Genomic DNA, 26,241 nt, shown 5'->3' with positions numbered 1-26,241 from the left:
TTTGTTTGTTAAGGAATATCTATTATTAAGCTATAAAGTTGCGGATCAAAGAGTTTGGCTTCGTTTTTTTATGACTATCTTTGAAAATCTAATTGACGTTAGCTTTGGGATTGCGCTATAAGCCACACAGTTATAGGCAGCTTTATAGTTTTGCTTGGGTTGAATTTATTTATATTGGTAGAGTTGTTATTTAGACTCATTTTACCAAGGTGTTGAAAGAGAGATTATATTTATGGCGAATACACCTTCTGCTCGAAAAGCGGTGCGCAAGGTTGCGGCACGCACACAGGTTAATAGGGCCCGTCGTTCGCGCGTTCGTACCTTTATACGTAAGTTTGATGATGCTTTAGCGGGTGGCGATAAGGCATCTGCAGAGATTGCATTTAAGAATTTTGAGCCTGAAATTATGCGTGCGGTTTCTAAAGGGGTTTTTCATAAAAATGCTGCTGCGAGGAAAGTATCGCGTTTAGCTAAACGTTTGAAGGCTCTCAGCGTTTAAGCTTTTTCTCCTTTATTGAGAATCAAGCCAGTATCCATGAGGATGCTGGCTTTTTGTTTATTATTTCAAAAAGTTTCTATTGAAAATAAGAATCGATAATGATTCTCCTCTTGAAAAAGGAGAGAAAGTTTATAAGGGGAGTATGGTTATCCACAAGCTTTGTGGATTTTTACAGAGTCTTTTTTGTCAAGCATTTTATTTTTTTTTTTAAATCTGAAGAGATTTTTTAATTGTTGGTAAATTTAGAGAAAAAAAATGAATTGAATCAATATTTTTTTCATTCCTCATTGATACAAGCATTTTTTTCGGGTTTTTTGATTTTATTTTGACCTCTTGCATTTTACCTCTGCTGTTTTGTATGGTTCTTATGAAGACTAAAAAGCATGAAGGGGTCACACCAGCACATTGTTCTATATTTTGTTGAGTACAAGATGTTTTGACTTAGGCTTTTCGAAGCTTTTGTGCTGGAGAGGTTTTCTGACGATTTTTTAGTTTTCTGAATGGATATGTTTACCATTTTAGAAGGGTGGGTCATATCATGAGTGCAAGTAAATCTTATTGGTCATCTTTGTTAGTGGGGTTGTGATGAGGCTATCCTAGGGGAGGGTGAGTAATCTTATTTGGGGTAGGGCGTTTTGCCTTCGCTAGATTTATTTTAGCTGTTTGGCAGGACAAAATTTTATTTTTATCAGGATGGAAGATGGTGGATAAATTGAACTCTAAAGCTAGTTCCTTTAAAAGGGTTTCGGTGAATATCCTGTCAGCAGAGAACATAATAAAGAATAGGGTGACGGAGAGTGATGAGGATGTTTGTAGAAATGCTTCTATAGGGCATTCTATTGTTTCAGAGGAGGAAAGTGCGGCGGCTTTTATACGTGTTATGGCGCAATTAAAGGTGCAGGTTGGTGTTGAGGCTTATACCAGTTGGTTTGGGCGCGTGAAGCTTGCTGAATATAGCCATACTCTTGTAAAGCTTTCTGTTCCTACTGCTTTTTTACGTTCATGGATTAATAATCACTATGGTTCTCTTTTGACTCATTTATGGAAACAAGAGAATTCAGCAATTCTTCGTGTTGAAGTTATTGTTCGTGGTATGGAACGCGTTTCAAGAGACGTTGTTTGTAAAAGAAGTGTTCCTTCTGTTGTGCTAGAGGAGCAGGCGACTTCATCTTTTGTTGAAAGTTGTGCAGAGCATTCAGTTAAGAATTCTCAAACGGGAGTTTTTGGGTCTCCGCTTGATTCTCGCTATACTTTTGAAAGTTTTGTTGAGGGGGCTTCTAATCGTGTTGCTTTAGCAGCTGCGCGTTCAATTGCGGAGGGGCATAAAAGTGCTTTGCGTTTTAATCCTCTTTTTATTCACGCATCTGTTGGTTTAGGAAAAACACATTTGCTTCAAGCGATTGCTGCTTCTGCATTGAAGCGTTTAACGTCTGCGCGCGTTATTTATTTAACTGCTGAATATTTTATGTGGCGTTTTGCAACAGCTATTCGTGATAATGATGCTCTTTCTTTTAAAGAACAGCTTCGTGATATCGACCTTTTGATTATTGATGATATGCAGTTTTTGCAGGGTAAGTCGATACAACATGAGTTTTGCCATTTGCTTAATATGTTGCTTGATAGTGCAAAACAAGTTGTTGTCGCTGCAGATCGTCCGCCAGCAGAATTAGAATCGCTTGATCTTCGCGTTCGTTCTCGTCTTCAGGGAGGGGTAGCCCTTGAAATTGAAGCACCAGATTATGAAATGCGTTTGCAAATGTTGCGCCAGCGGTTGAAGGTGGCACAGCAAGATGATGGCATGGTATCAATTTCTGATGATATCTTGGAATATATTGCGAAAACGGTTTTAGGGTCGGGGCGTGATATTGAAGGTGCATTTAATCAGCTCTTGTTTCGTCAATCTTTTGAGTCTGATTTATCTTTAGAGCGGATTGATGAGTTATTAGGTCATTTGACACGTCCTGGTGAACCTAAGCGCATTCGGATTGAAGAAATTCAGCGTACGGTAGCACGTCATTATAATGTTTCTAAACAGGACTTGTTATCTAATCGTCGAACACGTACGGTTGTGAAGCCACGGCAAGTTGCAATGTATTTAGCAAAAGTATTAACTCCTCGCTCGTTGCCAGAAATTGGGCGTCGTTTTGGTGGACGTGATCATACAACAGTTTTACACGCTGTGCGTAAAATTGAAGATTTGGTTTGTGGTGATCAGACCTTGGCTAAGGAACTTGAACTGCTTAAGCGGTTGATTGGAGAACAGGCTGTATAGTGTTTATCGTTTCTTTCTTTGGAGAAACTTTAAAGAATTTAATGAAAAGATTTATTTTTTCTTATGCAGGAGTGACTTGCCATTTTAAGAGAGGTTTAATAAAGTCTAGCAGGCGATTCTTTGAAGAGGATCTATTTTAATGCTAAGGAATTCTTATAGTTTTTAGTAAATCATACGGGGCTTTTATGCGTATTACAGTTGATCGCAGTCAATTTCTCAAGTCTCTTGGTCGGGTTCACCGTGTGGTAGAGCGCCGTAATACTGTTCCTATTTTATCGAATGTGCTGATTGATGCAGAAAATGGTTCTGTGCAGTTAAAAGCAACAGACCTTGATTTAGAGGTTACGGAATCTTTTGCAGTTAATGTTAAACAAGCTGGAGCAACAACTGTTCCGGCACATTTGCTCTATGATATCATTCGAAAACTTCCTGATAGCAATGAAGTTGTATTATCCGTCGATGAGAATCAGGCAGGTACAATGTCTGTTGTTTCGGGTTGTGCACATTTTCAGCTTCAATGTCTTCCGAAGGCAGATTTTCCAGAGTCGCTTCCTGGGCAGTTTGGTTATCGTTTTTCTCTATCGGCATCAAGCTTAAAACATTTACTTGATTGTACGCAGTTTGCTATTTCTACTGAAGAAACCCGTTATTATCTGAATGGTATTTATTTACATGTTATTAATGATGGTGTTTTGAAATTGCGTTTGGTTGCAACTGATGGTCATCGTTTGGCACAAGTTGAGATGGAAGCTCCTTCAGGAGTTGAGGGAATGCCTGGTGTTATAGTCCCCCGTAAAGCTGTAGGAGAATTGCAAAAACTTCTTTCAGAAGAAAATGATAGCGATGTATGTATAGAGCTTTCAGAGACAAAGATTCGTTTTTCTGTAGGTTCTGTGATTTTTACATCAAAATTAATTGATGGAACATTTCCGGATTATCAACGTGTTATCCCTCTTGGAAATGATAAAGAATTAATTGTTAATAGGCAGGACTTTTCTTCTGCAGTTGATCGTGTTTCAACGATTTCAAGTGATCGGGGGCGTGCAGTTAAATTAACGATTGAGCATGGACAGTTAAGGCTTGTTGTTAATAGCCCAGATTCGGGCAGTGCAGAAGATCAATTATCAGTAACTTATGCATCTGAACCGCTTGAGATAGGATTTAATTCACGTTATCTTTTGGATATTGCTGGGCAGCTTTCAAGTGACGAGATGGTTTTTATGTTGGCTGAGGCTGGAGCACCAGCTCTGATTCGTGATAATGATGATGCGGATGTGCTCTATGTACTGATGCCTATTCGCGTTTAGGGGCAATTGTTTTGCAATGCATGGCCAGTCATGTGCACAAAGTGGCAGTGAGGCAGCTGAAGCTTTTACGTTATCGCAATTATCCTTTTTTCAATATTCATTTTTCTGGTCAGCATGTGGTTTTTACCGGCCATAACGGTGCTGGTAAGACGAATCTTTTAGAGGCGTTATCTTTTCTTTCTCCTGGTCGTGGTTTGCGGCGTGCTGCTTATTCTGACGTTAGCTTTGTAGATGGTGGCGGTGGAGGATTTGTTGTATTTGCGCGTCTTGAATGCGCTCTTTATGGTGAAGTAAAGATTGGTACAGCTTTGGAGGTTAGCGATAACAGTCGAAAAGTCCATATTAATGGTGTAAATGAGTCGGGTGATTGCCTAACAGATTATTGTCATATTAGTGTCCTAACACCGTCCATGGATGGTCTTTTTACAGGTCCTTCGCTTGAGCGCCGTAGTTTTTTGGATCGTATGGTTTTGGCGATTGATCCCTTGCATAGGCGCCGCATAGCCGATTATGATAGAGCTATGCGCGCACGTAATCGTTTGTTTTTAGATGGAAATGAGGATTGTGCTTGGTTTGATGCTTTAGAAAAGCAGATGGCAGAACTGGCGACAGCTATTTCTGCGGCGCGTATTGATGTTATTCGTCTTTTAAATGATATGTTTACACAAATGCCATCACAGATACCTTTCCCACGAGCTTTTTTGCAAATTGATGGTTTTTTGGAAACAGCTCTTGGTGAAATATCAGCAATTGAAGTTGAAGAGCAATTTTGTGATCGATTGCGACATAATCGCGCAATGGACCGTGCTGCTGGTCGGACGTTAGAAGGACCACATCGCGCAGATTTGCAGGTTTTTTATGCTGATAAAAATATAGCAGCAACATCGTGTTCAACAGGTGAACAAAAAGCGCTGCTGACAGGTTTAGTTTTGTGTCATGCACGTCTAACAGGTATGATGTCGGAAAAAGCTCCCATTCTTCTTCTTGATGAAATGGCTGCTCATCTTGATTCGCATCGACGTGCTGCTTTATTTGATATTCTTGATGATTTAGCTGTACAAACATTTATGACAGGAACAGATCGTCTTTTATTTGATGACTTAAAAGGACGTGCAGAATTCTTTGAGATTAAGGATGGGGCTTTATTGTCGTAAAAACATGCTAAATATTTTTTTAATAAGTGATAGGTCTAAAAGAAAAGGCATGCTATGTCTGAGATGATAACGATTTTAAATGGTCCTAATTTAAATTTTCTAGGTCAACGTGAGCCAGAAATTTATGGAACTGAGACTCTGGAAGATATTGAAAAAAGATGCAGAGAATGGGCAAAAAAAAATGATATCATAATAAATTTTTATCAAAGTAATTGTGAAGGGCAGTTGGTAGCATGGATACAAGAAGCAATAGAGGAAAGTTCTGGATTGATTATTAACCCAGCGGCTTACAGTCATACATCTGTTGCACTTCTTGATGCCCTAAAAATGTTTTCAGGGCCAAAAGTAGAAGTTCATTTATCTCATATTTACCAGCGGGAAGCTTTTCGTCACCACTCTTATACATCTGCAGGTGTAGACGCTATCATAACTGGGTGTGGAGGTGATGGATATTGGTTTGCACTTGAATATATTGCAAAACAATTAAGCAAAACAACTAAATTATGATAGGTAAAGAATAAGCGTTTGATAAGAGTAATATAGGCATTGAATTCACTTGATAATTATTTTCAAATCTGTACAATACGAGGTATATATATTTATGACAATTTTTGGTGCATATGACGGGGGTAAATAGAGATGAAAAGCTTTGTTCGACAATTAGAAATGCTTGTGACTTTAGGGGGAGCACTGCTTTTATCTGGTTGTAAAATTGATGTTATACAGCCATCAGGTTATGTTGCACGTCAGCAGCTCATTTTGATAGTTGTTTGTGTGGTGGTGATGCTTTGTGTTGTCATCCCAGTTATGGTGAGTGTGGTATTTTTAGCTATAAAATATCGTGCATCGAATATGAAAGCGGACTATTCTCCTGATTGGGCGCATTCAAATAAAATTGAAGCGTTGATGTGGGGTATTCCAATTGTAATTGTAATGGTTTTAGGTTCATTAACAGCTTATTATACTTATAAGCTGGAACCTACAAATCCTCTCCCAGTGGAAGTTGTAGGTGAAGGAAAGCCATTACAGATTGATGCCGTTTCTCTTGATTGGAAATGGCTTTTTATTTATCCTGAATATGGTGTTGCATCGATTAATGAGATTTATGCACCTGAAGGACGTCAAGTTTTATTGCAATTGACGTCAGAGAATTCTGTCAATGCTTTTTGGGTCCCCAAACTGGGTACAGTTCTTTACGCTATGCCGCAGATGAATGCTAAGTTGCATTTGGTCGCTGAAGAGCAAGGAGTATTCAAAGGAACCTCAGCAAATTACAGTGGTGATGGTTTTTCGAGTATGCGGTTTAAGTGGCATTCTGTGTCTTTGCAGGATTTTGAGGATTGGATTGTAAAAGCTCGGGCTAATGGTCGAGTACTTGATCGTGCATCTTATCGTCAACTTTCTATTGCGCCTCGTATGGGTGATATTGCTGCGAAGAAAAAAGATGCTGAAGTTCGTTATTTTGCACCTGTTGAGAAGCGCCTTTACTATCGTGTTGTTAATCGATGTGTCGATGAAAATACGGTATGTAATGAGGATTTAATGAAACGTGCTGCTGCTCAGACGCTATGGGGTGCACTATGTTCAGTATTTGATCCTGATGTTATTTAAAGGGTCAGTAAAGAAAGAGCCCTTTTAACATAAGGTTTCTTTTAAACTTGAATTTCATTTGAAATGGGTTGAGAAATGTTTGGAAGACTTACAGATCCTACGGCAGGTGCTTTTCATGCACTTGCACATGAGCCGATCGTTTTATACACGTGTATTGCGATTGTTGTGGTTGGTTTAATTGCTGTTGTTGCTCTAACAGCACTTGGGTGGTGGGGGATTCTATGGCGAAATTGGATTACAACTGTTGACCATAAACGCATAGGCATTATGTATATAGTTCTTGGAATTATTATGCTTGTTCGCGGTTTTGCGGACGCACTCATGATGCGAACACATCAAGCTTTAGCTCTTGGGAGTGAAAGTGCAGGTTATTTGCCCCCTGACCATTTTGATCAAATTTTTTCGGCGCATGGTACTATTATGATTTTTTTCATGGCCACGCCTATTTTATTTGGTCTTTTTAATTATCTTATACCGCTTCAAATTGGTGCGCGTGATGTTGCTTTTCCCTTTGCAAATAATCTAGGTTTTTGGATTACGGCTGCAGGGGCAATATTGATTAACATATCCCTAGGTGTTGGGAATTTTGGTCGTGGTGGCTGGTTGATGTATCCACCTTTTACAGAATTGCAAACGAGTCCAGATACAGGGGTAGACTATTATTTATGGTCACTTCAACTTTCTGGTATAGCGACAACAATGGGGGCGGTCAATTTTGTTGCGACTCTGATTAAGATGCGTGCTCCTGGGATGACGATGATGAGAATGCCTGTTTTTTGTTGGAGCGCTTTTGTTAGCAATGTCCTTATTTTAGTTATTTACCCTGTCTTAACTGTAGCATTTGCACTCTTGGCATGCGATCGTTATTTGGGCATGAATTTCTTTTCTAATGTTGGTGGCGGAAATCCGATGGTATGGATTAACTATGTTTGGGTTTTTGGTCATCCTGAGGTTTATGTTTTGGTTGTTCCTGCTTTTGGAATTGTTTCTGAGGTTGTATCAACTTTTTCTTCAAAACGCCTCTTTGGTTATACTTCGATGATATGGGCCATGTTGGTTATTTTGATTCTTTCGCTTCTTGTTTGGGGACATCATTTCTTCACAATGGGTGGCGGTGAAGCTGTGAATACTTTCTTTGGTATTGCGACAATGATTATTGCCGTTCCAACAGGTGTAAAAGTCTTTAATTGGCTGCTAACTATGTATAAGGGGCGGATTCGCTTTGAGCCTCCAATGCTTTGGTGCATGGGAATGATTTTTACATTTGTTGGTGGTGGATTAACTGGTGTTTTGTTATCTATTGTGCCAGCTGATTGGCAGTTTCATAATTCGTTGTTTTTGGTAGCGCATTTCCATCATACAATTATTGGTGGTGTCGTTTTTGCGTACTTGGCGGGGATTGCATTTTGGTTTCCAAAAGTTTTTGGTTATAAACCGAATCGGGCATTGGGTATTGCATCTTTCTGGTGTTGGTTCATTGGTTTTTACCTTGCCTTTTTCCCAGTCTATGCACTTGGTTTAATGGGTGGGACGCGTCGTCTCCAGCATTATATGGAACCTAGTTGGCAACCGATGTTTATGATTGCTGCATTAGGTGCTTTTATTATTTTGCTTGGTATCCTTTGTTTTGTGCTGCAAGTTGTTTTGGCGATTTGGTACGGTATCAAACATAAGGGACGTTTACCTGTAACATTAAATGATTCTTGGGGTGATGCACGGACCCTTGAATGGTCTATCTCTTCACCGCCTCCTTCTTACAATTTTGCAATAGTTCCGAAAATACAGTCTGATGATGCTTATTGGAATATGAAGAAAAGTGGTTATCAACGTCCTACCAGTGGATTTACAAAAATTCATATGCCGTCCAATACATCGGCTGGAATTATTGCGGGATTCTTCTCATTAGTTGTTGGTTTTGCGCTTGTCTGGCATATTTGGTGGCTTGTTGCGGTCGGTTTGATTGGTTTTATTGCAACGCTTGTGTGTCATTCATTAACAGGTGACCATCATGGTTATTATATTCCGGCTGAAGAAGTACAAAAAACTGAAGATGCCTTTACAGCTGTTCTTAAAGAACAAGGAGTGACAGTATGAGTGCAGTAACAATGAATAAAGTGAGTGCTGTGGATGAACATCACCACGATAATAGTTCGGTAATGACGTTTGGTTTTTGGGTCTATATTCTCTCAGATTTGATCCTGTTTTCGACACTTTTTTCAAGTTTTGCTGTTTTTTCTGCTTCTTATGGTGGTGGTAAGGCCGGCAATGAGTTTATTGATTTAAAATTTGTTTTGGTTGAAACTGCTTTCTTGTTGGTTTCGTCCGTCACTTATGGTTTTACAATGGTACAAGCACATAAAAATAACATCAGTGGTGTGCGTTTATGGATGGCTATTACCTTTGTATTTGGGTGTTGCTTCATTGGTATGGAACTTTACGAATTTCATGAACTTTTGGGTGAGGTCTTTTATTACGATCCAAATGCTTATGCTGGTATTGATCCTGCAACGGGTTTACAGCTTTTTGGACGGGAGATTCTCTCTGCTTATTGGTCAGCATTTTTTGCTTTGGTTGGCACCCATGGACTTCACGTAAGTGTTGGTCTTCTTTGGATGGTTGTGATGTTTTTTCATCTTCGTCGTAATGGCTTGGATCAGAACAATAAAACACGTTTAGCATGCCTTTCCATTTTTTGGCATTTACTTGATATTGTATGGGTTGGTGTTTTCACCATGGTTTATCTATTAGGAGCGTTGTGATGAGCATGCAAAATGAAACACATGGTCCCAGTACTGGTTCCTATTTGGTCGGTTTTATTCTGGCTGTATTTTTCACCCTAGGTTCTTTTGTTCCTGTGATGTATGGAATGATGGAAAGTTGGGCAGTTAGTACAAAGGTTGCATATCTTATTGGGATGGCGATCATTCAGATTATAGTACAAATTGTTTTCTTTTTGCACTTGAATTCTGGTCCAGATGCCAAGTGGAATTTAAGCGCATTGTGGTTTGCTGCTATTTGCGTTTTTGTTATTATTGGGGGAACTTGGTGGGCTATTTCTCATTTGAATTATAATATGATGGGTGGTTCTGGACGTGTTATTGAACCGGAAATATCAAGTAGAGATGATTCTTCAGTATCTGAGCAGTTATCAAACAAAGATATATCCGTAAGAAAACAGCCAGAAAAGATACAGGGCTCAGAAATGCCTGTGGAGCAGGGGCTAAGTACGCAGTCTCCTGTGGAGTAGTTGTTAGAAGTATCTGTGGAGCTGATGCAGCATGTATCAGCTCTTACAAGAAATTCGTAGGATATTAAAGAGAGGGGTGGGTACAAGATATCAGTGGAATGAGTCTCATGATTTTAAATGTACTTTTATTTTAAAAGAGAAATTCCATAGAGTATTTAGTCAAGCCTTAATTTTTGAGATAAATAGCTCTTTGTAGGATATACAAAAAGTGATGTTTATACAATTTACTACAAAGAAAGAGAATGTGAGAAACAAGTTTTTATGTTGTGTGAGATAAAAGCTACGAGGTGGTAACGTTTTTATGATTTACAGGATTTATATCAAAGATAGCATTAGAAGTTATTTGTAATAATAACATGCCTCTGAAATCAAAATTTAGAGAATAATCAGAAAACTTAATGAAAACCGTTGCAATGACAGTTATTGGTGCTGGTTCTTTTGGTACTGCATTAGCGATTGCTCTTGCCCGTAATGGTCATAATGTTTTACTTTGGGGATATAAACCCCAACATATCAAAGAATTACAGGAACAACGTTGTAATCAAGTATATTTACCCGATATTCAATTTCCTGAAAATTTATTACTTGAAGCTTCGCTTGAAACTGCAATAGCAGCAAGTCGCAATATATTAATCGCTGTTCCAAGCCATGTATTTCATCAAGTTTTGTATAATATTCAGCCTTATTTAGATCCGCATTCACGTGTTATTTGGGCAACAAAAGGTTTAGAACATGGTACCGGACGCTTCTTACAAGAGGTTGCTCGTGAGATTTTAGGTGAAAAAATTCCTTTAGCAGTTTTTTCTGGACCAACTTTTGCTCAAGAACTAGCTATTGGTTGGCCTACTGCAATGACGATAGCAGCTTCTGATGTTGAGTTTGGTGAAGAATTGCAGCAACTTTTTCATTGTGACAAAAGTTTTAGAGTTTATAAAAGTTCAGATATGATTGGTGTTCAATTAGGGGGAGCAGTCAAAAATGTTATTGCTATTGGTGCAGGAATATCAGATGGCATGGGGTTTGGGGCAAATGCACGAATAGCTCTCATCACACGAGGACTAGCTGAAATCAGTCGTTTGGGGGGGGCTATGGGTGCTGAGCTTTCCACATTTATGGGAATGACAGGCTTAGGTGATCTGGTTTTGACATGTACTGATAATCAGTCGCGTAATCGCCGTTTTGGAATACTTCTTGGTAAAGGAGTAAATATAAAAGAAGCAGAAAAACAAATTGGTCAGGTTGTGGAAGGGTACTTAAATACCAAGGAAGTACATACGTTGGCGCAACGTATTGGGATAGAAATGCCCATTGTAGAACAAATTTATCAAATTCTCTATTGTGGTAAAAACATAACTGAAGCGGCGAACGCATTACTAAGCCGTACTCTTAAGGATGAAATACAATGATATCCTGTTTTTTTAAATAATTCCAATCGTAAAAAATAGAAACATGCTATGATAGGTATATAAAATAGATTGTATTGATGGTTGTATAAGACAGTCATATTCTAGGAAATTATAGATTCATATCATTCGATTCTTTATGAAACATGGATGAAATATAAAAGTTTTGGCTTTTGTCTAAGAACTATCTCTTTGAAAATAAATTATCGTTTCCACTTACACATGTTTATGTAATATAATGAATTTATGCAATGTAATGAACAAGATATTTTGATTTTCTCTTAAATTCAGTTTTATGCTATCTAAAGCATATCTTTTAAATAGTGGAGATTACCTCACACCTTGATGTGTCAGGTAAAATAGAACGCCCAAAATAAAACACTATTGCTGTTGTATATTCACGCGCTTGTTTTAAAGAGACCTCTCTTAAAACGCCCAAGCCCAATTCGCGACGGTGACCGTGAATAGTGTAACGATAAAGCCATTGTGCACATCCCCATCTTTACCTTTACGAAGGAGGAAGCCGGGCATCATCACACATCCTACCAGCCCCCAATGTTGAGACAGCTCTTGGCACTTGAGGCTGTTCAGTAGAGATGTTTACGCCTTTTATTTTCTCACATGTCAATTCTGTTTTTTATATGCAAGAAATGACTTTTGAAAATCTAAAATTGAAAAAATGTTATCGTACTTGTTTGTGGCTGTCATTTAAACTGAAAAAATAATGTGATTATAAAGATAACAAATTGATTTGTATGAATAATTCTTTTTATTTTTGTATTGAATTAATTAAAAATATGTATTTTCTTGTCACAAGCGGGTTAGTATGTGGATAAAAATTATTAAAAATACTTCTAATGAATCATCTCAAGTATCAAGGGGTGTTTCAACATTAGAACATGGCAAGTAAAATGATGGTGTCGGTTTCTCATTTGTATAAACATTAAAATGGTGGAGCAAAAAGGATTTATGTACTTCACGGGGATTTTTATACGTTCTACAGATACCATTGTGAAATGGAATTGCGTGTATTGAGAGATATCTTTAAAAAAATGCATGAAGGAGCAACAGCCGTAGTGTTTTTGGGCGTTCTATTTTACCTGATATATCAGAGAAATGCTTTCATGAAAGAACGAGAAAAATAAAAGTGTGAGGTAAAGCGTAACCTCCCTTATTTAAAAAATATTGATGTGGATGCTTTTAAAACTGTAAAGCCTCATTAAAGAATAATAGTAAGGCTAATGATTGATTTCTTTACGTCTTTATATTCTTCCTAAATTAGATTGCCTTTGCGTTTCAAGAATAAATAAAACGGTAGGCAATATTTTTTTCAATCTGGTATACAAAAGCTGAAGCTAAGGATTTTAATAATCCTCTAATCTCTGTTTCAAACTGCGAGGGCTGGGGATTGATTTATAAGCAACAGCAAAAGCGTATGCTTTAGTAAGGTAAATAACGTCATAAAATACAAAATTTATCAACCATGGATTGAAGAAATATTCCGGATTTTTATGAAACACTTTGCAAAACAAGGTATCTGGTTTTGTATTACACTTATTCTTATAAAGACCTGCACACGTGCCTTACGTCATATTTTTCTAAGTGCGATGATTTTTATCCTTCCTGAGTATCATCACTTTTTTTCAGCTCTTCAAGTATTGGCATAGACATGATGTTATAACCTGAATCAACATAATGGATTTCACCTGTAACACCTGATGATAAGTCAGAGAGTAGATAAAGAGCAGATTTTCCAATTTCATGAATATTTACGGTACGACGTAATGGGGCATTACGGCGTTGATGTGAAAATATTGCACGTGCAGCTGCAATACCATTACCTGCTAAAGTTCTAACAGGACCAGCGGAAATCGCATTGACACGGATATTTTGAGGACCAAAGTCCGCTGCTAAATAACGTACCATAGCTTCTAGAGCTGCTTTAGCAACACCCATGATGTTATAATTAGGCACAACTTGCTGTGAAGCACCATAGGTAAGAGTTAAAAGTGTTCCTCCATTGGGCATAAGCCTACCCGCGCGCTGGGCAATTTCAGTAAAGGAATAAGCTGAAATAACCATCGTGCGTTGAAAGTTTTCACGTGTTGTAACATCAACATAACGCCCTTTTAGCTGAGTTTTGTCTGAAAAACCAATGGCATGGACAATAAAATCAATTGTTTTCCATTCTTTTTCAAGTTGCTCAAAGACGTAGTCAATATTTTCAATTTTTTCAACATCACACTCTAGCACTAATTTGCAGCCAAGTTTATCAGCTAGAGGCTGAACACGTTTTCCAAAAGCATTCCCTTGATAAGTCAATGCTAATTCAGCTCCTGCTTGTGCGAGCTGACAGGCAATGCCCCAAGCAATTGAATGGTCATTCGCAATCCCCATAATAAGGCCACGTTTGCCCTCCATCAAACCTTTCATATTATTCTCCGTAAGACCGTACTTTTTTCAATTACTAAGAACTTGTGTTTATTCATAGCGTTGGAAAACAAGTGTTGCATTGGTACCGCCAAAGCCAAAAGTATTTGACAATACGGTATTCAGTTGTTGATGATCACGTCGTTTACGAACGATTGGCATATCAGCAAAAGCTGGATCAAGTTCTTCAATATGGGCACTTTCACAAATAAAATTATGCTGCATCATTAACAGTGTGTAGATTGCTTCTTGAACACCAGCTGCACCCAAGGAATGACCAGTCAGAGATTTTGTGGCAGAAATTGGCGGGCATTGATCACCTGCTCCGAAGATACGGCGGATCGCTTCTATTTCAGGGGGATCACCAACAGGTGTTGCTGTTGCATGGGGATTGATATAATCAATCTTATTTTTGACGGTCGCAAGTGCCATGCGCATGCACCGCTCTGCTCCCTCACCCGATGGAGAGACCATATCGTGTCCATCGGATGTAGCGCCATAACCAACAATTTCTCCATAGATTTTTGCACCACGTGCTTTAGCGACTTCTAGTTCTTCAAGAACCAAAACGCCAGCACCACCAGCAATAACAAATCCATCACGATTAGCGTCATAAGCACGCGAAGCTTTTTCTGGTACATCATTATATTTGCTGGACATAGCACCCATAGCATCGAATAAAACAGATAATGTCCAGTCCAGATCTTCGCAACCACCAGCAAAAATGCGATCTTGTTTTCCATATTGGATTGTTTCATAAGCATTGCCGATACAATGATTGGATGTAGCACATGCGGAAGAGATTGAATAGTTTACGCCCTTAATTTTAAAAAAAGTTGCAAGTGTTGCGGATGCCGTAGAACTCATCACTTTAGGCACAACAAAAGGACCGATGCGTTTTGGACCTTTTTGGCGTGTAATGTCAGCAGCTTCTACGATTGAATGTGTTGAAGCACCTCCAGAACCCATAATAATACCCGTGTGTTCATTCGATACTTCATGCGGTTCTAGACCCGCATCAGCAATTGCCTGATCCATAGCGATGTGATTCCATGCTGTTCCACGCCCATGAAAACGTAGAGCACGCCGATCTACGAGTTCTTCTATATTAATATCGGGTTTGCCGTAAACTCTGCTACGAAAGCCTAATTCGGCATATTGAGGCGCGTAAGAAATTCCGGATTTTGCTTCACGTAAACTGGTTAAAACAGCTTCAGGTCCATTTCCAATCGCGGAGACAATTCCCATTCCGGTTACAACAACTCGACGCATTCATACCTCCTCGTTCCATACAGAATAGTGAAAAGTTCTTTCTGACGGAAATAACGTTCAATCTTCTTTGAATAAAGCAACGCGTAAATCATTCGCCTTATAAATAGTCTCTCCATCTGCTTTTAGCCACCCATCAGCTATTCCTAAGACTAAATTTCCACGTCGAATACGCTTAAAATCTATTTCATATTCAAGAATTTTGGTTTGTGGAGTTACCATCCCTGATAACTTTACTTCACCTGTTGATATCGCTCTTCCTTTTCCTGGTTCGCCTAGCCAACCAAGAAAAAAGCCTGTTAATTGCCACATACCATCCAGTCCGAGACATCCCGGCATGACGGGATCGCCTATAAAGTGACAATTAAAGAACCATAGGTCTGGTGTAATGTCAAATTCGGCGCGAACCATTCCTTTATCGTATTTACCATCAGTTTCACTAATTTGAGTGATTCGATGAATCATCAACATTGGCGGTGCTGGCAATTGCGCATTACCTTTACCAAACATTTCGCCGCGAGCGCAGCTTAGAAGCTCTTCATAAGTGTAGCGAGACTTTTGTTCAGCCATTGTTACTCCATTTATTTGCATATATTTTTATTTCTGCGCTTTTCCCAACCTACTTTTAGAGCAAATTTCAAAGAGAGGGAAATGATTTTATATCATTTTTAATGACAAAAGCCCTTTTTCATGTATTCTACACAGGTAATTATTTAAAAATGGAATACAAGATTACACCATACTATTCCCATTTTTTTGTATTTTGATCTTATTTAGCAGGAATATATTTGGGTTTGTAATATGTCAGTAAGTGCAGACGATTTAGATATGAATGAAGAACAACAGTTCACAAAAGAGTGTGGAAAAATTGTGCAATATTATTCCATTTCTATGTTAGAAAAACGTTTGCGTCAAAATGGTCTGCGTCCAACACGTCAGCGGCTGGAGCTTGCACATATGATTTTTTCTCAAGGAAATCGTCATATTACTGCTGAAGAGCTCTATGAGGAAGCGGGGAGGGCAGGTGTACCTGTATCTTTAGCAACGGTTTATAATACGCTTCATCAATTTACGGAAGCGGGATTGTTACGGATTATTGCCGTAGAAGGCTCAAAAACTTGGTTTGATACCAATACCTCTGATCACTACCATTTTTATATAGAAGGCGAAAATCGTATTCTTGATATTCCTTACAATTTGGAAGAAGCTCCCATTATTAGAAATTTGCCTAAGCCACCAGAAGGTATGGAAATTTCACATGTTGATTTGATAGTACGATTGAAACCAAAAAATCAATCTTGTGATAGGCAGTGAGGATATTCAATGAGGAATAAAAGTTAAACTTGATAAGTTTGAGTATTCACCAACCTTTTACTTTTTCATCAGGATAGATTCCCCATAACTGGGGTTGCTGAAGCCATCCGCGCGTATTATTAATGTTTAGTTCGCACCATTGTCCATCACATTGGCGAATATTACCAATGACATTAGGTTCTACTTCCGCCACAAGTTCTGCGTTGTCGGTGGGGTTTTTTCGTAGCATCAGCCTTTTTGTTTTATCTTTTTGCCATGGAATAGTTATAGCAGTTCGCTTTCCCGATAAAAGCGACTGATACACCCACCCCTCATCGCCTTCTGCATCACGAATTTTGCGCCATTGATCATATTCTTGAATGATTTCAATAGGTAATCCCTTCTTTTTGTAGGTAAAAATGATAGAATAGTTGCTTCCTGGTCCGACGCGGACATTAACGCTGGTGGGTTTAATCGAAGCAAATCGCGGAAGTGGTAAACCGCTGGGCCCTAAATTTTGATTAAATGTTTGTGCGTGCAACAAATGAGGTGAACCCAATACAATGACTGTTGCTATTAAGATACATGATGCGAGTATTGAAACGCGAAACCAACAAGAATTTTGCACACTGAACTCCTTTATTTCGTCATATATTGGAAATTTAAAATCTGAAAGATAAGACTAGAAACTGATAAAAATTATGACATATCGCTCGTTAAAGAGATCTAAACAATGAAAAAATTGTTACGAGAATAGCAAAATAAGGAAAATAAAAGTTTTTATTTTTTAGTGCTTATCTTGTTTATGAGGGGATAAATATAAATAAACACTGGATTTTATGTAGCTGTACGCGTGATAAAACAGTAAAGTATACTGGGAGCATAGCAGTTTTTGTACAGGAAATTAGGGCTAAAGTATTGCATCTCTTTTCTGAGTTTGTTTCTCGAAGTAAAAGTACATGTATGCATATTATGAACAAAGAGCTGTTCAGTAAAGGGGTTATCATGTGGCTTGAAAAGAAGTTTTGAATGGACAAAATAATACGATGAATAAAACATTTAAGCTTAAAAATATGAGCAAAATTATGGAGTAGATTGATATATGAAGGGCTGATTTTAACAGGATAGTTTTTCGTGATAATCCATTTTATAAAATTTGCTATGCTATGATCTTATGCCATGATAATGCTTATCTGTATGGTAGATAAGCTGGATCCATCATACCTTTACCAGCTCTCAATGTTACGTAGTTCTTATTATTTATGGCGTTCATAAGAGGCATTTTTATTTTTTTCTTAAATAGCTTTTATTCTATTTGCATACTAACCCTGCTTATGATGTACAAGAAAATAATCTTGATTGATTCAATATAAGAAGGTGTTGAGAAACTTCACGTTATTCAGAATTATTACTTAATATGAAAAACGATTACTTATAACGATAAATCAATGCGTTAAAAACTTTAACTCGTTATTTAAATTGTAAAAATATTTCCATCAAAAATGGTAATAAAAGGCACATTCATTCATCCATATTAAAATACAGTGTTTTCTTTGTTTATTGTCAATTTTCTTTTTCTCTAACTCAGTATAGAAGAAAGTTGAATGAAATAGAGGGGCTTATTCGATACACTTATGGGGGTCACTACATAAGTGATGAATAGAAGAAATTTATCAAGAAAAAAGAATCTGTAGTGCAGTGGTTGAAATTTGTCATCGTTTAGAGAGACAGAGTCAAGGGATATAAAAAGTTATGGAATTATATCGTTTTTTTACATAACTGAAGGGAAAGAGGATTATGCATTTGATATCATATTTTTATACACAATCGCATATTGCGATAGTTGCTTTTGTTTTGCAATCTGATCTAGCATCTTCGAAAGATGTAGAATATTTAATGACAAAAAAAGAAAATCATCATGAAATTTATACATAAGAAACAGTTACTTAAGAGATATCCGGAAGGAGAAAAATTATAGCGAAAAGCGATAATAAAACACCCTACACTCAATTCACATAAGAACAAGTCGCTTAAATATCTAAAGCGTAATTTGTTATCTGTTTTTTGAAATATAAGAATGAAAAAACCACCCCTATGACAGAAACCTTATTATTTTCAGATAACTAAATATTAGATAACATTGTACACAAAAAACCATACACAAGCAATTTATTGCAATCGCCTATGAAGATAAAATTTTCTGGAAGCTTATTACCTACTGCTTACGCAATTATATAAAGTATATTACTTTACCGCAACAGTTCGTCCGTTACTAACAAAACCTTCTCTTTGCGCACGCTTACGAGCAAGCTTGCGTGTACGACGAATAGCCTCAGCTTTTTCACGAGCACGCTTCTCAGATGGCTTCTCATAATAACTACGCATTTTCATTTCACGGAAGATACCTTCACGCTGCATCTTTTTTTTCAACGCACGGAGCGCTTGGTCAACATTATTATCACGAACGAGTACTTGCACTATCTATCCTGCTTTTTTCAGTGTCATAAATGATAGGAAAAACCTACGTCCTTTTAAAGGCATATCCAAAAGGACAAGCACCTATATCACATAAATAAGACATTTGTCTATATCGCTTTTTAAAATTCTATTCTTTTTGCAATAAAACGCTTTTTATAATGAATGATAGAATTTACGGTTATAAATTTATGAAAGTCCTTGTATTTGATCATTTTCGTCAAGATGAATTTTTTCAGCCGTGGGATAATGGGGTAGTCCCGGCATGGTCATAACATCTCCACAAATGACAACAATAAAGCCGGCTCCCGCACAGAGACGAACTTCACGTACGGGAATTTCAAAATCAACAGGAGCACCATATTGCTTGGGATCAGAAGAAAAAGAATAAGGTGTTTTTGCCATACAAATAGGGTAGGCACCAAAACCTTCTTTTTCCCAAGATTCAAGTTGTTTGAGAATAGGGGCTGGGATGATGGCGCCACGCCCACCGTATAGCTTTGTTATAATACAATTAATTTTTTGAACGAGTGGAATATTATCTTGATATAAAACTTTAAAATGAGAATGTTTTTCTTCAATCAAGGTAACGAGTTCTTGTGCAAGTTCTATAGCGCCTTTACCACCTTGTTCCCAATGCTTACAGATAATAGCTTTGTGTCCAGTTGTTGCAACTATTTTTTGTAATGTTTTTATTTCAGCATCGCTATCGCTGTCAAAATGATTGATAGCCACAACACAAGGAATACCGTAGTGCTCCATATTCTTTATATGTCGTAAAAGATTGGCTGTTCCTTTTTCTAAAGCGGTGATATTTTCTTCTGTCAGGTTATTTTTATCCACACCACCATTCATTTTTAATGCACGAATAGTTGCGACGATCACTGTAGCATTTGGTACAATACCTGCTTGCCTACATTTGATATTGAAGAACTTTTCTGCTCCAAGATCTGCTCCAAACCCTGCTTCTGTGACAACATAATCAGCAAGTTTTAAAGCAGTTTTTGTTGCTATAACTGAATTGCAACCATGAGCAATGTTGGCAAAAGGTCCTCCATGAACGAGAACAGGGTTATTTTCAATTGTCTGTACGAGATTGGGTTGTATAGCATCTTTGAGAAGAACTGCCATTGCACCTTCTGCATTGAGATCAGAAACGGTGATGGGCGTTTTATCATAACGATAAGCAACAATAATTTTTTTGAGTCTTTGTGTAAGGTTTTCTAAATTTTCAGAGAGACAAAGAAGTGCCATAATTTCTGACGCAACAGTAATATCAAAACCTGTTTGGCGTGGAAAACCATTTGTTATACCCCCCAATGAAATAACAATATCGCGCAATGCACGGTCATTCATATCAAGAACGCGTTTCCAAACAATGCGACGTGGATCAATGTTTAGAGTATTTCCCCAATAAAGATGATTATCTATCATTGCGGCAAGAAGATTATGAGCAGCTGTAATAGCATGAAAATCACCGGTAAAATGTAAATTAAGGTCATCCATTGGAACGACTTGCGCATAACCACCACCAGCAGCACCACCTTTTACACCAAAACAGGGACCTAAAGACGGTTCTCTCAAGGTCGCTATTGTTTTTTTACCAATAAGATTAAGAGCATCACTTAGTCCAACTGTTGTTGTTGTTTTGCCTTCTCCGGCAGGTGTGGGGTTGATAGCTGTGACGAGGATAAGTTTACCATCTGGATTTTTATCAAGCGATTTTATGTATTCAGAAGAAATTTTAGCTTTATCATGGCCATAGGGAATGAGATTTTCATGTGAGATACCAATTTTTTGTGCAATTTCAATAATATGCTGCTTTTTAGCAGTGCGAGCAATTTCAATATCTGTTTTAGGCATGGAAAAATTCTTTAAACTTATCTTTTATTAATGTTCGAGATCTGTACCCCATGGATTAATTAGAAGAATTCATAGAGAACAGAAAGTGTTAGGATATCATAGAAGTCGATGACATGCTATGCAAGAGATAATGCTAAAGAAGCACGAGAAGAGTTTCATTGTTTTTTAGGAAAAAGAGTTTCTTTGCTTTTAAGCAGTAAAAATATGTTTAATTCAATTAAAAATATCTCGAAAAGAAGCTTTGGTTTGCAACAAAATGCTAATGATATTAATGGATACCATAAGTGTTTTATGGCGGCACATCTGAAGTCCCTATTAAGATGGGATTGCTAGGAATAAAATATCCAGAAACATCTAGTTATGGAAAAATTAGAAATAAGCACGCAAAAAATTATCTAACTGATTAAAGAGTATAATCCGGAAGAGACTAAAAACAAGCGCACAGATCGAAAAAAGAAAACAACACACGCTGCTTATGCAATCGTTATGATTATTAGCTAATAAAAGCACCTTGGAGCTGAATTGAAGGACTCATAACATCCTATTCTAGCAAAATGGCTAAAGAAACGACTCACAACAGAATGAAGTAACAAAATACAAAAAACAAAGATAGGCAAAAATAAATCACAAAATAAAGAATTTAAAGAGCCTGAATTTATAAGAAGATATTATTGATAGATGGCGCACCCGAAGAGATTCGAACTCCTGACCCCCAGATTCGTAGTCTGGTGCTCTATCCAGCTGAGCTACGGGTGCATACATTTCAGTTTTTTATATTATCTACGACAAAGGGTTCCTAATCGTTTCATTAAAGAAATGCAAGTGAAACTTGGATAGTAATAAAAAAAACTCTCTTTTTTATGAGATATTTTAAAAAAGGATATAATATATTATGGTTTCAGTTAGTTTTGATATAATCATTTTTTGTCGTGACCGTACAAAGCAATATGAACGATAGTTAACTTGACGTTTTAATCTATGAAAGATAGTCAAGCAAATATGAGATGTGTTTTTTGCGGTGGGGGGTAAGATATATACACCCGCTGTTTGGGTTTTGTGTAAAACGTCGATATTACTGTTGAAAACTATTTCAGATGAACATGACACAGCAAGGGTGGATGTATGGCGTTATTAAAAAAGAGCTTTCCGTTGGTGTTTTTAATCGTCGTTTTAACGGTTACTTATTGGGCTGGAAAAAAGAGTGCAGAACAACCCATTTCTATGGTGGATAAAACAAGAGTATCGTATAAAGCTTCAAAGGAAAAAATGGGAAGACCACCGGCGAATGTTGTCGTTGATCTTGTAAAAGTTCAAGATTTTTATGAACAACTTAACGTTCTTGGGAGTGGAAAAGCTCTTGCAGAAGTCGATCTTACCCCTTTATCCTCAGGTGTTATTGATAAGCTTTTTGTATCAGCTGGTACAAAAGTACAAGTCGATGATGTGATTGCAAAGCTTGATTCTAAAAAAGAGGAAATAGCGGCTGCAAAAGCAAAAGTACAACGTGATAATAATGCATTAACGCTTTCGCGCATTCTTAAATTACGCGCCAGCAATACAGCAACGGAAGTTCAAGAAATTACAGCACGTTTAGAGTTGGATAACGCAAATTTAGTTTTGCGTAATGCTGAATTAGATCTCGATCGGCGAACAATTCGTGCACCGATTCCTGGAGTTGTTGGTATTTTGCCCGTTGATGTGGGGAATAACGTGACCCTTAATACCGTAATAGGGCGTATTGAGAATAGAGAACGTATTTTGGTCGATATATGGGCCCCTGAACGATATGTGTCGCGCATCCATAAAGGAGATGAGGTAACGGCAACATTAACTGCGCAGCCAGATAAATCTTTTGTTGGCCATATTTATGCGATTGATAATATTGTTGATCCAGAAAGTCGCACGCTTCATGCTCAGGTTGAAATCAATAATGAAAAAGATACGCTCATGTCTGGTATGTCCTTTTCTGTTGTATTGCAATTTCATGGTGGTTCTTTTCCTGTCGTTAATCCTCTTGCGGTTCAATGGAATAGTAAAGGGTCATTCGTTTGGCGTGTGAGAGAAGGAAAAGTAGAGTCTATTCCCGTATCAATTATTCAGCATAAAGCGGATCAGGTTTTCGTGAAAGCTCCCCTAGAAAAGGGTGATCAAGTTGTCATTCAAGGGGTGCAAATGCTTTATCCAGGAAGTAAAGTAACTATTGATGACCCAAAGTCCCATCAACAGCAATTATCAGCGGTTTATGGAACGGATATACAATGAGCCAAGAATTAAGCACAAAACAGCCTATGTCAAAGGTGGAGCAAGGTGGTCTCATTGCCTTATTTATTCGCAGACCGGTTTTTACTTTTGTTTTAAATGCTATGATCATCATTGCAGGATTTGCAGCATGGTTGAATGTTGATGTAAGAGAATTACCCGATGTTGATACTCCAGTAACAACGATTGTGACGATGTTTTCTGGTGCGTCAGCAGAAACCATTGATCGTGAAGTAACAAAAATTATAGAAGATGCGGTTTCTCGTGTTTCAGGTGTTAAGACAATTTCTTCAACATCTTCTTTTGGACGCTCTCGTGTGCAAATTAATTTTAATGTCGGTGTTGATTTGAATGTAGCGGCATCTGATATTCGTGATGCTCTGTCTCGTATTGCTTATTCTTTACCAAAAAATGCAGATACCCCTCTGATCATTAAAGCAGATTCGAATGCTGCTGCTATGATGTATTTGGTTGTGACGTCACCAACAATGAGTATTGATGATTTAACAACGATTGTAAATGATCAGATTGTTGATGCAATTTCTGCTGTTGATGGTGTTGGTGATGTACAGGTTGATAGTGCTCGCACAAAGATTTTTCAGATTGATATAGATCAAGCAAAACTTGCAAGTTATGGATTAACTGTAGCAGATATTTCACGTGTTCTTGCTGATATGACAACGGATGTGCCAGTAGGATCATTACGCAATTCTAAGCAAACTTTAGTTGTCCGTGCCACTGCTCGTCTAACAACACCAGAATCTTTTGAACAAGTTGTTTTAAAGCCTCATGTGCATCTTGGTGATGTTGCGCATGTTACTTTATCGCCGGATATAGAAACGGTTATTCTTCGTGTCAATGGAAAGACAGGTATTGGATTAGGTATCGTGCGGAAAGCACAATCCAACACGCTTAATATTTCTCAAGGTGTAAGAGCCGTTGTTGATAATCTCAAAAGTATTGTTCCTTCTTCTGTACATATAGACGTTATTAATGACGATGCAATTTTTATTAAAAGTGCCCTTCATGAGGTTGAGGTTGCGTTGGTCATTGCTATTTTGAGCGTTATTTTAGTCATTTTTCTTTTTCTCAGAGACATTCGTGTAACACTGATACCTGCTTTATCTCTTCCTGTTGCCTTAATTGGTACCATTGCAGCTATTTATCTTGTGGGATTTTCATTGAATATTCTCACATTTTTAGGACTTGTTTTAGCAACAGGGCTTGTTGTGGATGATGCCATTGTTGTTCTGGAAAATATTGTTCGATGGCGCAATATGGGGTTAGGTTCCAGAGCTGCAGCGGTGTTAGGAACACGTGAAGTTTTTTTTGCTGTTGTCGCAACAACATTGACTTTAGTGGCTGTATTTGTTCCTATTTCCTTTCTTCCTGGGCAAGTTGGAGCGCTTTTTAGAGAATTTGGTTTTGTTTTGGCAATTTCTATTTTGCTTTCTTCAATTGTTGCCTTAACGCTTTGTCCCATGTTGGCTTCACGTTTTCTCAAAGAACATATTGAGGAGAAAGAAGAAAAGTCCCATCATTTTACTTTTTTATATAAATTAGGTACTTTTCTTCATAAGGCATATACTTACAGTTTGCATCAGTGTTTAGAAAAGCCTTGGTCTGTTGTTTTTGCTTCACTTATTTTTGCGGGTCTTTGTGTTGGAGGCTATATGAAGCTGAAACAGGAATTAACTCCAGCAGAAGACAGAGCTTTTATCTTTTTGGTTATTAATGGACCACAAGGTATTTCAACACAATATTTGAACGAACAGGTAGAGCAAATTGAAGCAAGTCTACAGCCATTACGTGATGCAGGGGAGATTGCTAACAGTTACTCTATTGCGGGTATTGGTGGTTCACCCAATACTGCTTTTTTGCTTTTATTGCTTTCATCTTGGGATAAACGTTTACGTAGTCAGCAAGAAATTGTGAAGGATGTTAATGCAAAGGTTAGACAGTTTCCCGCAGTTTTTGTGTTTGCTGCGGAGGGAAATTCTCTAGGTGTGAGAGGAACTGGGCAAGGATTACAATTTGCAATTCTTGGCAACGATTATGCAACACTACAACCCATTGCTGATAAGCTGGTGAGTGCTTTACAAGATGATCCGCGTTTTATTCGACCACGTCTTACTGTTGATGCAACACAACCGCAATTTTTTATTGAAATCAATCGAAAAAAAGCCTCCGATTTAGGGATTGATATCACCAATTTGGGCGATACATTACAAGCAATGTTGGATGGTAAAAAGATTGGTTCCATTAACGTGGATGATCATTCTTACGATGTTAAATTGATATCGCGTAAAAATTCTATGAAGAGTCCTAGTGATTTAGAAAATATTTTCTTAAAGACTAAAGACAATCGATATGTTCCTTTATCGGTTATTGCGCATTTACATGAAAAAGCTATCGCTCCCCAATTAAAGCGGGAAAAACGCATGAGCGCTGTTATTTTAAGCGCAAATCTTGCTCCAGGTATCGCTTTAGGGGAAGCTTATCAAACTGTACAGAAAATTGCTTCTCCTTTGTTATCAAAAGGAATCTACGTGGTTCCCTTAGGAGAAGCTGAAACGCTTAATGAAACATCTTCCAATTTTATGATTGTTTTTGGCATTGCTTTTTTGATTATTTTATTGATTTTGGCTGCTCAGTTTGAAAGTTTTATTTCAGGATTCATTATCATAGCTACGGTCCCATTAGGGATTGGTTGTGCTGTAATTGCTATGCTATTAAGTGGTGTGAGTCTTAATATTTACAGTCAAATTGGACTAATTTTGTTAATTGGCGTTATGGCAAAAAATGGTATTCTCATTGTTGAATTTGCAGATCAATTACGAGATCAGGGAAGAAGTGTGCGTGAAGCCGTAGAAGAAGCAGCAAATATTCGACTTCGTCCAGTTTGTATGACAATGATTTGTGCCATTTTAGGAGGTATTCCTTTGGTTTTAGCCAAAGGTGCTGGTGCAGAAGCTCGTATAGCTTTAGGTTGGGTTATCGTTGGTGGCCTAGGTTTAGCAACTATTTTTACGCTTTATGTCACACCGGTTGTTTATCTTTTTTTGGGGCGGTTTATAAGACCGAAAGCAGAAGAAGATTTACGCTTAACAAAAGAACTCAATCAAGTTAAATGATGTATCTGATAGAAAAGATTTGAAA

The 26,241-nt window shown here is 37.7% G+C and carries 19 protein-coding genes, 1 tRNA gene and 1 pseudogene; 13 read left to right on the top strand and 8 right to left on the bottom strand.

What is annotated here, in order from left to right:
* Positions 1 to 232: 232 nt before the first annotated feature.
* The 10 genes from rpsT to gpsA all read left to right on the top strand — a co-directional run bounded on the left by rpsT (position 233) and on the right by gpsA (position 11,496).
* The gene (rpsT, locus tag ACFIJ8_RS01705; protein ID WP_012754537.1) at positions 233 to 499 is read left to right on the top strand and encodes a 30S ribosomal protein S20; all 267 of its coding nucleotides are present in this window, start codon (positions 233 to 235) and stop codon (positions 497 to 499) included.
* A 700-nt stretch (positions 500 to 1,199) separates the two neighbouring features.
* Entirely contained in the window at positions 1,200 to 2,771 is a 1,572-nt protein-coding gene (gene dnaA / locus ACFIJ8_RS01700; RefSeq protein WP_012754538.1) for a chromosomal replication initiator protein DnaA, read from the top strand.
* Between the two features lie 185 nt (positions 2,772 to 2,956).
* Complete coding sequence (dnaN, locus tag ACFIJ8_RS01695; RefSeq protein ID WP_273787467.1) at positions 2,957 to 4,078, top strand: DNA polymerase III subunit beta; 1,122 nt, start codon at positions 2,957 to 2,959, stop codon at positions 4,076 to 4,078.
* A 20-nt stretch (positions 4,079 to 4,098) separates the two neighbouring features.
* The gene (gene recF / locus ACFIJ8_RS01690) at positions 4,099 to 5,232 is read left to right on the top strand and encodes a DNA replication/repair protein RecF (RefSeq protein ID WP_375638826.1); all 1,134 of its coding nucleotides are present in this window, start codon (positions 4,099 to 4,101) and stop codon (positions 5,230 to 5,232) included.
* A 54-nt stretch (positions 5,233 to 5,286) separates the two neighbouring features.
* Positions 5,287 to 5,739 (top strand): type II 3-dehydroquinate dehydratase, encoded by a 453-nt coding sequence (gene aroQ, locus ACFIJ8_RS01685; protein ID WP_375638824.1) that lies wholly within the window; start codon positions 5,287 to 5,289, stop codon positions 5,737 to 5,739.
* Between the two features lie 132 nt (positions 5,740 to 5,871).
* Positions 5,872 to 6,843, top strand: coding sequence for a ubiquinol oxidase subunit II (gene cyoA / locus ACFIJ8_RS01680; protein ID WP_375638822.1), 972 nt, complete (start codon positions 5,872 to 5,874; stop codon positions 6,841 to 6,843).
* A gap of 75 nt (positions 6,844 to 6,918) precedes the next feature.
* Positions 6,919 to 8,937, top strand: coding sequence for a cytochrome o ubiquinol oxidase subunit I (gene cyoB / locus ACFIJ8_RS01675; RefSeq protein ID WP_375619283.1), 2,019 nt, complete (start codon positions 6,919 to 6,921; stop codon positions 8,935 to 8,937).
* Entirely contained in the window at positions 8,934 to 9,602 is a 669-nt protein-coding gene (locus ACFIJ8_RS01670; RefSeq protein WP_375638820.1) for a cytochrome (ubi)quinol oxidase subunit III, read from the top strand. The genes cyoB and ACFIJ8_RS01670 overlap by 4 nt, the downstream gene beginning before the upstream one ends.
* Positions 9,602 to 10,090 carry a cytochrome o ubiquinol oxidase subunit IV gene (gene cyoD, locus ACFIJ8_RS01665; RefSeq protein ID WP_273787462.1) on the top strand — a complete coding sequence of 163 codons (489 nt, stop codon included), beginning with the start codon at positions 9,602 to 9,604 and terminating at the stop codon, positions 10,088 to 10,090. The genes ACFIJ8_RS01670 and cyoD overlap by 1 nt, the downstream gene beginning before the upstream one ends.
* Positions 10,091 to 10,488: 398 nt before the next feature.
* Entirely contained in the window at positions 10,489 to 11,496 is a 1,008-nt protein-coding gene (gene gpsA / locus ACFIJ8_RS01660) for an NAD(P)H-dependent glycerol-3-phosphate dehydrogenase (protein WP_375627934.1), read from the top strand.
* 385 nt (positions 11,497 to 11,881) lie between these two features.
* Here gpsA and ACFIJ8_RS01655 read toward each other — a convergent pair.
* The 4 genes and pseudogenes from ACFIJ8_RS01655 to fabA all read right to left on the bottom strand — a co-directional run.
* Positions 11,882 to 12,034: pseudogene (locus ACFIJ8_RS01655) on the bottom strand (Arm DNA-binding domain-containing protein); the annotation flags it as partial.
* A 1,073-nt stretch (positions 12,035 to 13,107) separates the two neighbouring features.
* Positions 13,108 to 13,926: an enoyl-ACP reductase FabI gene (gene fabI, locus ACFIJ8_RS01650; protein ID WP_273787460.1), complete on the bottom strand. Its 819-nt coding sequence runs from the start codon at positions 13,924 to 13,926 to the stop codon at positions 13,108 to 13,110.
* 48 nt (positions 13,927 to 13,974) lie between these two features.
* Complete coding sequence (gene fabB, locus ACFIJ8_RS01645) at positions 13,975 to 15,195, bottom strand: beta-ketoacyl-ACP synthase I (RefSeq protein ID WP_375638818.1); 1,221 nt, start codon at positions 15,193 to 15,195, stop codon at positions 13,975 to 13,977.
* A gap of 57 nt (positions 15,196 to 15,252) precedes the next feature.
* Positions 15,253 to 15,762 (bottom strand): 3-hydroxyacyl-[acyl-carrier-protein] dehydratase FabA, encoded by a 510-nt coding sequence (fabA, locus tag ACFIJ8_RS01640; protein WP_375627932.1) that lies wholly within the window; start codon positions 15,760 to 15,762, stop codon positions 15,253 to 15,255.
* Between the two features lie 231 nt (positions 15,763 to 15,993).
* Between fabA and irrA the strand changes: the two genes are divergently transcribed.
* Positions 15,994 to 16,506 (top strand): iron response transcriptional regulator IrrA, encoded by a 513-nt coding sequence (irrA, locus tag ACFIJ8_RS01635; protein WP_273787458.1) that lies wholly within the window; start codon positions 15,994 to 15,996, stop codon positions 16,504 to 16,506.
* 46 nt (positions 16,507 to 16,552) lie between these two features.
* Here irrA and ACFIJ8_RS01630 read toward each other — a convergent pair whose 3' ends face one another.
* From ACFIJ8_RS01630 to ACFIJ8_RS01615, 4 genes are all read right to left on the bottom strand, one after another.
* The gene (locus ACFIJ8_RS01630; RefSeq protein ID WP_375627930.1) at positions 16,553 to 17,113 is read right to left on the bottom strand and encodes an SH3 domain-containing protein; all 561 of its coding nucleotides are present in this window, start codon (positions 17,111 to 17,113) and stop codon (positions 16,553 to 16,555) included.
* Positions 17,114 to 18,729: 1,616 nt separating this feature from the next.
* Positions 18,730 to 18,963 (bottom strand): 30S ribosomal protein S21, encoded by a 234-nt coding sequence (gene rpsU, locus ACFIJ8_RS01625; RefSeq protein WP_012754552.1) that lies wholly within the window; start codon positions 18,961 to 18,963, stop codon positions 18,730 to 18,732.
* A 186-nt stretch (positions 18,964 to 19,149) separates the two neighbouring features.
* Positions 19,150 to 20,823 carry a formate--tetrahydrofolate ligase gene (locus tag ACFIJ8_RS01620; RefSeq protein WP_375627928.1) on the bottom strand — a complete coding sequence of 558 codons (1,674 nt, stop codon included), beginning with the start codon at positions 20,821 to 20,823 and terminating at the stop codon, positions 19,150 to 19,152.
* Positions 20,824 to 21,502: 679 nt separating this feature from the next.
* Positions 21,503 to 21,579: transfer RNA gene (locus ACFIJ8_RS01615), tRNA-Arg, on the bottom strand.
* Between the two features lie 366 nt (positions 21,580 to 21,945).
* Here ACFIJ8_RS01615 and ACFIJ8_RS01610 point away from each other — a divergent pair.
* Together ACFIJ8_RS01610 and ACFIJ8_RS01605 are read left to right on the top strand one after the other, a co-directional pair.
* Positions 21,946 to 23,085: an efflux RND transporter periplasmic adaptor subunit gene (locus ACFIJ8_RS01610; protein WP_273787455.1), complete on the top strand. Its 1,140-nt coding sequence runs from the start codon at positions 21,946 to 21,948 to the stop codon at positions 23,083 to 23,085.
* Entirely contained in the window at positions 23,082 to 26,216 is a 3,135-nt protein-coding gene (locus tag ACFIJ8_RS01605; RefSeq protein WP_273787454.1) for an efflux RND transporter permease subunit, read from the top strand. The genes ACFIJ8_RS01610 and ACFIJ8_RS01605 overlap by 4 nt, the downstream gene beginning before the upstream one ends.
* Positions 26,217 to 26,241: the final 25 nt, after the last annotated feature.

Source organism: Bartonella sp. MF74HXZ, assembly GCF_042194445.1.
GTDB lineage: Bacteria > Pseudomonadota > Alphaproteobacteria > Rhizobiales > Rhizobiaceae > Bartonella > Bartonella grahamii.
This window is presented reverse-complemented; position numbering and strand designations above follow the sequence as displayed.